This is a genomic window from Bacillus sp. JJ675 (assembly GCF_036963165.1).
Classification (GTDB): domain Bacteria; phylum Bacillota; class Bacilli; order Bacillales; family Bacillaceae; genus Bacillus; species Bacillus glycinifermentans.
In genome coordinates, this window is the sequence record NZ_JBALMR010000114.1 from 1 (window position 1) to 8,627 (window position 8,627).

The window sequence follows — 8,627 nt, forward strand, 5'->3', positions numbered from 1 at the left end:
CTGTTTTGTCAACGGTCTGCAATATACCCTTATAGGGTATATTTTTAAAATGTAGCAGTCTTATTTTCACTAAAGCTAGCAAAGAGGTGCTAAAGCATTGAATGTCTTATTGATAGATGACGAAATCCGGATGCTTGATTTGCTTGAGCTGTATTTGGAAAACTACACATGTTCGAAAGCATCCTCCGGAAAAGAAGCGCTCGCTTTGATCGAACAGCGTGCATTTGACCTGGTCATCCTTGACGTGATGATGCCTGAAATGGACGGCTGGACAACCTGCGCGGAAATCAGAAAACTCACAAATGTACCGATTATCATGCTCACCGCAAAAAGCGGACAGGAAGACATCGTCAGGGGGTTGACCGGCGGCGCCGACGATTATTTGACAAAGCCGTTCAGCGAAAAAGTGCTGCTTGCCAGAATAGAAGCTGTCTTAAGGCGAACGAAGAGACAGACCGAAATTCGTTTTCTTAATTTAATTTGGAATAAAGAAAAGCATACGCTCTGCGTCAGTAACCGGGAAACAGAGATCACGCCGAGCGAATTCGAACTGCTCGGCGTCCTGCTGAACCATCAGGATCAGGTGCTCGCACGAGACCAATTGATCGAAAAAATCTGGGGGTTTAACGCCGATATTGATACACGGACAATCGATTCACATATGAAAAACTTGCGAAACCGTTTGAAAAAAGCCGGCTTCCCCGTGCACGATTACCTTCAGACCGTGTACGGCGTCGGCTATAAATGGACAAGCAAAGGAATCAGGCATGATGAAAAGCATTTCATTTAAACTCGCAGGGGCATTTTTCATATTCACCCTCATCATCGAATCCGTCCTGTTTGTCACGTTGTATTCATCGATTGTCGATACAAGAATCAACGAAGAAGTTCAGGCCCTTCAAAAAAGGGGAAACAGCCACAGGGACGTCTTGGAAAAGCACTTTGATCAAAGGACGATTGAACACGTCGCCCTTATGGAAACCGAAGCTGAGACGAACGTCATCATCACCGACAAAAACAGGCGCGTGCTCGCACAGTCCGTCCCCGGCGACATAAAAGAGCACCTTCATGTTGAACAAAAAAACATACCCAGAGCCGGCATCGCCCTGTCGAACCATTTAAATACATCGAAATATATCTGTACCATCAGCCCCATCATGAAAGGCGAAAAAACGTCCGGCTATGTGTTTATGTTTTTGGAGACTTCCTCCATCCAAGCTTTGGTACAGAGCATTACTGAGCGTTTTATCATCAGCTTTGGCTTAACCGGCATTTTTACGCTAATGGCGATTTTTTTATTCAGCCGTTTTTTGACAAAGCCGATCATCAAGCTGAAAAAAACGACCGAAAACATCATCAACGGCAGAAACGATATTTCACTCGATATGAAAAGGACTGATGAGCTTGGAGAACTCGCCGCATCGATCGAAAACCTCTCCTCCGGCCTGAACCGGCTGCAAAAGGAACGGAACGACTTTTTATCCGGCGTAGCCCACGAATTGAGGACACCGATCACATATATAAAAGGCTATGCTGATATTTCGATGAGGGATGGGCTTGACGAAAAATCCAGAAATAAATATTTGTCCATTATTAAAGAAGAAACGGATAATCTTGCCCGCCTTGTCGATGATGTCTTTTTGCTGACGAAGATGAAGCAGCCGAGCTTTACGATCAGAAAGGAGCCGGTTCACCTGCATACCTTTATAGCAAAGGAAGTACAGAAGTCGCAAATCGCCTATTCCGAAAAACGTATCAGCCTTTCCTTCTACGCCCCGAAGGATTTATATGCATCGCTTGACGAAAAACGCTTCTCCCAAGTGATCACAAATCTGCTGAATAATGCCCGGCATTATGCCGAGCCTGATACGAAAGTCGCCGTTACAGCCTTAAAATCGAAAGGTAACATCATCATAACGGTGGCCGACGAGGGCTGTGGAATTCCCGAAGAAGAGCGCGGGCTTATTTTTGAACGGTTTTACCGCATCGATAAATCAAGATCTAGACAAACCGGCGGAACCGGAATGGGACTTGCCATCGTAAAGGAAATCGTCGAACATCATGGCGGCACAATAACGGTGAAAGGCAGATATCCGAAAGGAAGCGAATTTGTCATCACACTGCCCGCGAAGGACAAGTGAAAAGGGGGCCGTTTACTGTTCTGTATTAATTTCTTTTGGCAGCCGGGACGGGGCCTTTGGAACGTTTCGAATTTCGTTATTGATCACATCTGAAGAATAAAGCGTGACAACCATGCTCCCTCCATATCGTTTCGCCCTGATCAAGACCGGCTGGTTATATTTGTTTTGAAAGCGGAAGTCGGGTCCGTTCCAGCTTACCGTGGCATCGCGTCCGCGCGGAACATAAGGAACGCGCCTGCTGTGGGAATAGCGCTGGACGATTTTTAGCCCCGCGCGGTCGACGGCATTATACAGCGTTGATGATACTTGGCAGATTCCTCCGCCGATTCCTTCAGACAATTCACCTCTGACGATAATTGGAGCGCTCATGTATCCCTTGTTCTTAGTCCTCTGCCCGACAACCTCGTTAAATGAGAACGTCTCATTTGGAAAAACAACGTGGTTGTCAATCGCTTTGGCAGCAAGAGAAATATTGTGTGAACGGCTTTTATTGCCGGAATTAAAATAAGTCACGTATTGACCGATCTGCTGCACCCGGATATGGGCAAGCAGCTCGCTGTCAACCTTCGGGTAAATGTTCAATTCAGGCACTTCTACTTTCGAAGGGCCATTGCCGAAGAAATAGGAATAAAACTGTTCCTTAAACGCATGTCGATAAAGTCTGTAGCCTACTTTACCGGGGACGATTTTTCCATAATCATTGATGACGGCGTTTACAGGAGCCCGGTAAATTTTTCGATCAAGCTTATCAATGAATGAACGGTATTTTCCCCCGTCGATAATTGGAGTGCCGGGAAGTGGTAATGTAAAGTCCTCGCGGTTAACATTTTCAATCGTCTGCCCTCGCTGTGTGATCGTTAAGCTGTCTGAAGACTCTGCAGGCTGAGCCAATAATAAAAGTCCAGTTATCCAAATATTCATCATAAGTCGGTTTACCTCCCGAGATTTAGTATAAACAGGAGGTCATTCTTTAATGTATGTCAGACCCGAATCAAAATGCTGCCGGGTTAACGCCGCTGGACGCATGACGGATTCCGGGCACGTTTATCATTTGCGGCGAAAATTGCTTTCCTAGGACCGCCTATTTCCTGTATTTTTGAAAAAGAAAATGAACAACCCGTTCTTCACTTAAGACCGGCCATGCCTTTTATAAAACGGCATTTCGTTTCAGGCTCAGAAGGATGCGGAAAGCGGGGGGAGGTGTTTGCCGTGCTGCGCATCCAGAAGGCTTCGGCCTGGCGATCGGCCCTGCCGCCGGGCTTGCCGTTATTCGTACCAGTCCGTCGTGATCTTCGGTTTTCAGGCATGCACACTTTTTCTTTATTGGCTTGCCGTTTATTTTAGGCTACCGGAAGCTTATCCGTCAAAAAGCAAAAAAGAGATTTTTCGACAAGAAAACCGGTTTCCGTTCAGGTCAGGTACATCCAGCACCGCCCCATCCTGCTTCTGATGCTGTTACCGATTCCTGTCAGCCTGCTTTATGCACAGCTTGAAACAAACTACCGCCTTTATTTGAATGATCTTTTTAAAGATATTTATTCTGGCTGCTTTCCCAGTCTGCCACGCCCTGCTTAGCATCATCCTGCAATTCCCGCTCGTGAAATGGACGAAAAAGCTGGATATGAAAGCGATTTTTATGATTTCTTACGGCTTCTATGCGATTTCGTCGTAGGCTTTGCTTTTTCTTCCTTCTGGCTGTTTGATGATCATCCTTTTTACCGCCGGGGAAAGCCTGCTGCTCAATCACATTCAAACGTTCGTCTCAAGGATCGCACCTCATCAAATGCTCAGCAGGTATTTTGCATTTTACGGGCTGCATTGGGATATTTCCCGGGCAATCGGGCCTTATTTGGGCGGATTGGTCTTCAGCGGCTTCGGAGGCGCCGTTCTCTTCCTGTCTGCAGGTGCGGTTGTCGCTCCGGGAGGGATCGCCCAATGCTTCGCGATTGAGCATCTGAATAAAAGGAGAAAATCAGCCTTTATAGTACCTGGTACTAGAACAAAGTGCTATAATAAAATCATTATTCTTCTTGAACATGAGGAGGCATTATGGATACATTAAAAAAACAAACAATCGGAAGGCTGCTGAAGTCAGCCGCAGACCGGTTTCCGCATCATGAAGCAGTCGTCTATTCCGAGTTGGATTTGCGATATTCGTATCAGGAGCTCTATGAAGAAACGGGGAAAATTGCAAAAGGTTTGATGGCGCTCGGCATCCAAAAAGGAGAGCATGTCGCCATCTGGGCATCGAATATTCCGGAATGGATTCTCCTGCAGTTTGCAACCGCGAGAATCGGCGCCGTGCTCGTCACCGTCAACACGAGCTATCAGGCAAGAGAGCTTGAATATTTGCTGGAACATTCGGATTCGACCACCCTCTTTTTGATGGACGGCTATAAAGGCACTTCCTACATTGATATGATTCAATCGATTACGAAAGATCCGAAAAACCTGCCAAAGCTCGAACGCCTCGTCTATCTTGGACGCGGGGACGCACCGGAAAAAATGATCTCATTTGCAGACGTTGCCAAAAAAGGAAGCCTGATCTCTGATGACGCCCTTTTTGAAAGAGAGCGGTCTTTATCACACGAAGACGTCATTAATATGCAGTATACGTCTGGAACGACCGGATTTCCGAAAGGCGTGATGCTGACGCACAATAATATCGTGAACAATGCGGCGATCGTCGCTGCCAGGATGGGGCTGGGGAGCGAGGATAGATTATGCATCCCGGTCCCGCTTTTCCATTGCTTCGGCTGTGTGTTAAGTACTCTTGCCTGTGTGTCGGTCGGCGCGGCTATGCTGCCGATCATCGAGTTCAAGCCGGAAACGGTGCTGCAAACGGTCGAAAAAGAAAGGTGCACAGGTCTGCAAGGCGTGCCGACAATGTTTATCGCCGAGCTTTCGCACCCTAATTTTTCCGACTATGACCTTACTTCATTGCGGACCGGGATCATGGCAGGGTCTCCGTGTCCGAAAGAAGTCATGAAAAAAGTCATGAAACAGATGAATCTGACGGATATCACAATCGCATACGGACAGACAGAGTCTTCTCCCGTCATTACTCAGACGACGATTACTGATACGATTGAGCGCCGCGTCGAAACAGTCGGCAAAGTGCACCCCCATGTAGAAATCAAAATCGTCGACCCCGAAACGGGCGAAACGCTCGGCCCCGATGAGCAGGGTGAACTGTGTACAAGAGGATATCTCGTCATGAAGGGATATTACAAAATGGAGGAAGCCACGAAAAAGGCCATCGATAAAGACGGCTGGCTCCATACAGGCGATCTCGCGGAAATGGATGAGGACGGTTACGTCAGAATTACAGGACGTCTGAAAGATATGATCGTCCGCGGCGGGGAAAACATTTACCCGAGGGAAATTGAAGAATTCCTTTACGAGCACGAAGATATTGTCGATGTACAGATCGTCGGCGTTCCGGATGAGAAATACGGGGAAAAAACAGCCGCTTTCATTAAATGCAAACCTGGCAAAAAGCTGACGCTTGAAGATGTCAGGGCATTTTGCAAAGGCCAGCTTTCCTATTATAAGATTCCTGAATATGTATTTCATCTCGATGAATATCCGCTGACCGCCTCCGGCAAAGTGCAAAAGTACATTTTGAGAGATTGGGCAAAAGAGGCGTTGCACGCGGTGAAATAGTTGAATTGAAAAAAGCCGAAAATACCATGAACAAAAGCCTTACATGGTATTTTCGGCTTTAATGCATGAGCTAAAACACTTTTTTTCGGTCGCGCTCTTCCTTTAAGATTTCGACGGCTTCGCGGAACCGCTGGGAATGAACGATTTCCCGCTCTCTTAAAAAAGCCAGCCCGTCATTTAAATCAGGATCATCCGACATGTCAATCAGCCATTGGTAGGTCGCTCTCGCTTTTTCTTCAGCCGCAATGTCTTCATATAAATCTGCAATCGGGTCGCCTTTTGCCTGAATATATGTAGCTGTGAACGGAACACCTGCCGCATTATGATAAAACAGGGCTTTGTCATGATCTGCGTAATGATCGCCGAGGCCCGCGTCCCTCAGCTGCTCAGGCGTCGCGTCTTTCGTTAATTTGTATACCATCGTCGCAATCATTTCCAAATGGGCGAATTCTTCTGTGCCGATGTCTGTCAGAAGGCCGACAACCTTATCAGGAATGCTGTAGCGCTGATTCAAATAGCGGAGCGCAGCCGCCAATTCGCCGTCCGCTCCGCCGTACTGTTCGATTAAATATTTGGCCAGCCGCGGATTGCATTCCCTCACTTTCACGGGGTACTGCAGTTTTTTCTCATACAGCCACATGAACCTGACTCCCTTCCTTCTTTAAACTTGCCATGGCCAAGGACTTTGTTTCCAGCTCCAGTACGATGTCGTATGATCGGGGTCCCCCTGCGTGAGAGGGCCGTATTTTGATACGAACTTTGCTTTCAGCTTTTTGGAATATGCCGCATACTGATTGTATTGTTTAATTGCATCCATATCATCCGGATGTGTATCAAGGTACAGCATGAGCTCGACAATGACGAAATCAACCGCCTGAATCTCATGAAGCCTTTGATAATAGTCTTGCGGCAAAGTGTGTGTCATCCTCCCTTACCTCCTATCTCATAAGGATTTTCATAAGGGTCGTAAAACACGGGCCAAAGTGTCCCTTTTTGCAGCGCCTCCATCGGAGAAAACTGCGGAAGACCGCGGGGCTGAAAGCCTAAATACAAATTCGGCGGGGTCCGGTAATATCTTTTGCCGATTGGGGGGCACGGATCAAAAGCGCTGTGGAAAGGACGGTACGATTTAACTCTGGTGAATGATTCCTGGGCGTGTTTCAATGAATTCACCTCTAGTTTGTGATCGAATCTAATCTATTGTATTCACACATTCTTCCTGATATGTTCCTGAACGATTCTTTTTCCTTTGATCAGTTTTTCTTATTAATCTTTTAAATAAATTCGTATTTTACCAATCGTTAAAATTATATTATAGTTATAAATAGATAAATACTTTACCAAGTGAACAAAAAGGCTATCGTAGTATATAGGAAGAAGGGTTTTCATTGAGAATAAAAAATGATTTCCTTCGGGATATCATAATGATATTCATCAGCAGCCTCGGGGGGTTTCTGCTCTCATTAACGGGGATGACGATCGGGTGGATGGTCGGCACAATGACGGCTGCCGCCTGTCTGTCATTGTTTCGGCCGGCTCCGCTGAAAGAAGCGGTCAGCCAACACGGCATTCATAAAGGGTGGCTCAGTTTCGGGCAAATGTTATTGGGCATTGAGCTCGGCCAGAAAATGAATATGTCCGTGATTTTAATTTTCAAAGAAAACTGGCTCTTTGTCGGGGTGATGCTGATCCTTTCCGTCATTTTCGCAATGCTCTCCGGATTTGTATTATGGCGGTTCAGCAATGCGGATATGATGACGAGTTTTGTAGGGACTGCGCCCGGCGGACTTTCCGCCATGCCCGGCATTGCACAGGAAGTGGGAGCCAACACGGCTATCGTCAGCCTTGTGCAGACGATCCGGGTGCTTTTGGTTGTCATGACGATTCCTTTTTTCGTCTTTTTCATTCATTCTAAATATCCGGATTCGCATGCTGTCACACACCAGATGCTTGCCGCCGGTACATCCGAATTCGGAGCAGAATACGTGATGTGGACAGCCGTCTTTACACTCGCCGCTTTTTTTGCCTGTAAAGCGGCGAAACGGTTAAAATTTCCCGCGCCATGGTTGCTCGGAAGCATGATAGGCGTCGCCGCCGTTCAAATCGCCGGGAGCTCCCTGGCCGGCTACAGCCTGACCGCATGGTGGCCCCACGGGTTTTCGGTTCTGTCGCAAATCTGCCTCGGCGCAACGATCGGCTCGAAAATTCATAAGGAAATGTTCATCGGCGTAAGCAAAACGCTTACCGTCGCCTTCCTCGGCTCCGTCGGCCTGATCATCGCAATGATCGCGAGCGCCGTCGTGACTGCCCATGTGGCCGGCATTTCGTTGACGACGGCCATATTGGCTTTTTCACCAGGAGGAATTGCAGAAATGGCGACAACATCCGTTACCCTTCATGCCGATTCGACATTTGTTGTCGCTGTGCAAGTGTTAAGGGTCGTGCTCGTCATTGCCATGATGCCGCCGTTTTTTCGGCTGCTGCATCACAGATCGGAAAAAACGGCGCACCCGCATATAAAAAAGCCGGAACTGAGGGGTGATATGCTCCCCTAAAGGTAGACAGATGAAATAAAAAAATCTGTTTGCCTTGGGGGAGTTTTTTCATGGCTGGAAAATGGTTTTCAAAAAAGGAAAAATTGAATATTCTATCAGAATGTGATCAGGAGAATAATTCGGTGAATGAGATTGCAGAAAAATATGGCATTCATGCCGAAACGATTCGTGAATGGAGAACATCGCATGATATGGCCGGTGTGGAAAGTCTGGACTTTGGAAGAACGGATTAAGATTGCGAAGGATTGCCTAGCCCACGGAAAAG

Annotated in this window: 11 protein-coding genes; 6 read left to right on the top strand and 5 right to left on the bottom strand. The window is 47.1% G+C overall.

Translation table 11 applies throughout. The features are described 5' to 3' along the window. Positions 1-97: 97 nt before the first annotated feature. Both V7126_RS23135 and V7126_RS23140 read left to right on the top strand, forming a co-directional pair. Entirely contained in the window at positions 98-790 is a 693-nt protein-coding gene (locus V7126_RS23135; RefSeq protein ID WP_335499529.1) for a response regulator transcription factor, read from the top strand. After that, positions 771-2,141, top strand: coding sequence for a sensor histidine kinase (locus V7126_RS23140; protein ID WP_335499532.1), 1,371 nt, complete (start codon positions 771-773; stop codon positions 2,139-2,141). Before V7126_RS23135 ends, V7126_RS23140 begins: the two co-directional genes overlap by 20 nt. A gap of 12 nt (positions 2,142-2,153) precedes the next feature. Here the strand turns inward: V7126_RS23140 and V7126_RS23145 are convergent, their stop codons facing one another. Together V7126_RS23145 and V7126_RS23150 are read right to left on the bottom strand one after the other, a co-directional pair. Further along, the gene (locus V7126_RS23145; RefSeq protein WP_046131296.1) at positions 2,154-3,065 is read right to left on the bottom strand and encodes a VanW family protein; all 912 of its coding nucleotides are present in this window, start codon (positions 3,063-3,065) and stop codon (positions 2,154-2,156) included. Positions 3,066-3,666: 601 nt separating this feature from the next. Continuing rightward, positions 3,667-3,894 carry a hypothetical protein gene (locus V7126_RS23150; protein WP_335499535.1) on the bottom strand — a complete coding sequence of 76 codons (228 nt, stop codon included), beginning with the start codon at positions 3,892-3,894 and terminating at the stop codon, positions 3,667-3,669. Positions 3,895-3,924: 30 nt separating this feature from the next. Here V7126_RS23150 and V7126_RS23155 point away from each other — a divergent pair, with 30 nt between their 5' ends. Further along, positions 3,925-4,203 (top strand): hypothetical protein, encoded by a 279-nt coding sequence (locus V7126_RS23155; RefSeq protein WP_335499538.1) that lies wholly within the window; start codon positions 3,925-3,927, stop codon positions 4,201-4,203. Next, on the top strand, positions 4,191-5,807 hold the full coding sequence (locus V7126_RS23160; RefSeq protein ID WP_335499541.1) for an AMP-binding protein: 1,617 nt from the start codon (positions 4,191-4,193) through the stop codon (positions 5,805-5,807). The genes V7126_RS23155 and V7126_RS23160 overlap by 13 nt, the downstream gene beginning before the upstream one ends. A 70-nt stretch (positions 5,808-5,877) precedes the next feature. On the opposite strand, the gene cotJC is transcribed toward V7126_RS23160, so the two are convergent. From cotJC to V7126_RS23175, 3 genes are read right to left on the bottom strand one after another with little or no spacing between them, the layout of a single operon-like run. Beyond that, positions 5,878-6,447 carry a spore coat protein CotJC gene (gene cotJC / locus V7126_RS23165; RefSeq protein ID WP_046131298.1) on the bottom strand — a complete coding sequence of 190 codons (570 nt, stop codon included), beginning with the start codon at positions 6,445-6,447 and terminating at the stop codon, positions 5,878-5,880. 21 nt (positions 6,448-6,468) lie between these two features. Next, positions 6,469-6,732, bottom strand: coding sequence for a spore coat protein CotJB (locus V7126_RS23170; RefSeq protein WP_046131299.1), 264 nt, complete (start codon positions 6,730-6,732; stop codon positions 6,469-6,471). Beyond that, positions 6,729-6,971 (bottom strand): spore coat associated protein CotJA, encoded by a 243-nt coding sequence (locus V7126_RS23175; RefSeq protein ID WP_046131300.1) that lies wholly within the window; start codon positions 6,969-6,971, stop codon positions 6,729-6,731. Before V7126_RS23175 ends, V7126_RS23170 begins: the two co-directional genes overlap by 4 nt. Positions 6,972-7,195: 224 nt before the next feature. Here V7126_RS23175 and V7126_RS23180 point away from each other — a divergent pair, with 224 nt between their 5' ends. Both V7126_RS23180 and V7126_RS23185 read left to right on the top strand, forming a co-directional pair. Further along, positions 7,196-8,362 carry an AbrB family transcriptional regulator gene (locus V7126_RS23180; RefSeq protein WP_335499547.1) on the top strand — a complete coding sequence of 389 codons (1,167 nt, stop codon included), beginning with the start codon at positions 7,196-7,198 and terminating at the stop codon, positions 8,360-8,362. Between the two features lie 50 nt (positions 8,363-8,412). Then, positions 8,413-8,595: a helix-turn-helix domain-containing protein gene (locus tag V7126_RS23185; protein ID WP_335499549.1), complete on the top strand. Its 183-nt coding sequence runs from the start codon at positions 8,413-8,415 to the stop codon at positions 8,593-8,595. The last annotated feature ends 32 nt before the right edge of the window (positions 8,596-8,627 follow it).

What these genes read in the sequence shown, in the direction of transcription:
- V7126_RS23155 (WP_335499538.1), top strand. Translation starts at nt 3,925, where the DNA reads ATGCTCAGCAGGTATTTTGCATTTTACGGGCTGCATTGGGATATTTCC.
- V7126_RS23140 (WP_335499532.1), top strand. Translation starts at nt 771, where the DNA reads ATGAAAAGCATTTCATTTAAACTCGCAGGGGCATTTTTCATATTCACC.
- V7126_RS23170 (WP_046131299.1), bottom strand. Translation starts at nt 6,732, where the DNA reads ATGACACACACTTTGCCGCAAGACTATTATCAAAGGCTTCATGAGATT.
- V7126_RS23145 (WP_046131296.1), bottom strand. Translation starts at nt 3,065, where the DNA reads ATGATGAATATTTGGATAACTGGACTTTTATTATTGGCTCAGCCTGCA.
- cotJC (WP_046131298.1), bottom strand. Translation starts at nt 6,447, where the DNA reads ATGTGGCTGTATGAGAAAAAACTGCAGTACCCCGTGAAAGTGAGGGAA.
- V7126_RS23160 (WP_335499541.1), top strand. Translation starts at nt 4,191, where the DNA reads ATGGATACATTAAAAAAACAAACAATCGGAAGGCTGCTGAAGTCAGCC.
- V7126_RS23185 (WP_335499549.1), top strand. Translation starts at nt 8,413, where the DNA reads ATGGCTGGAAAATGGTTTTCAAAAAAGGAAAAATTGAATATTCTATCA.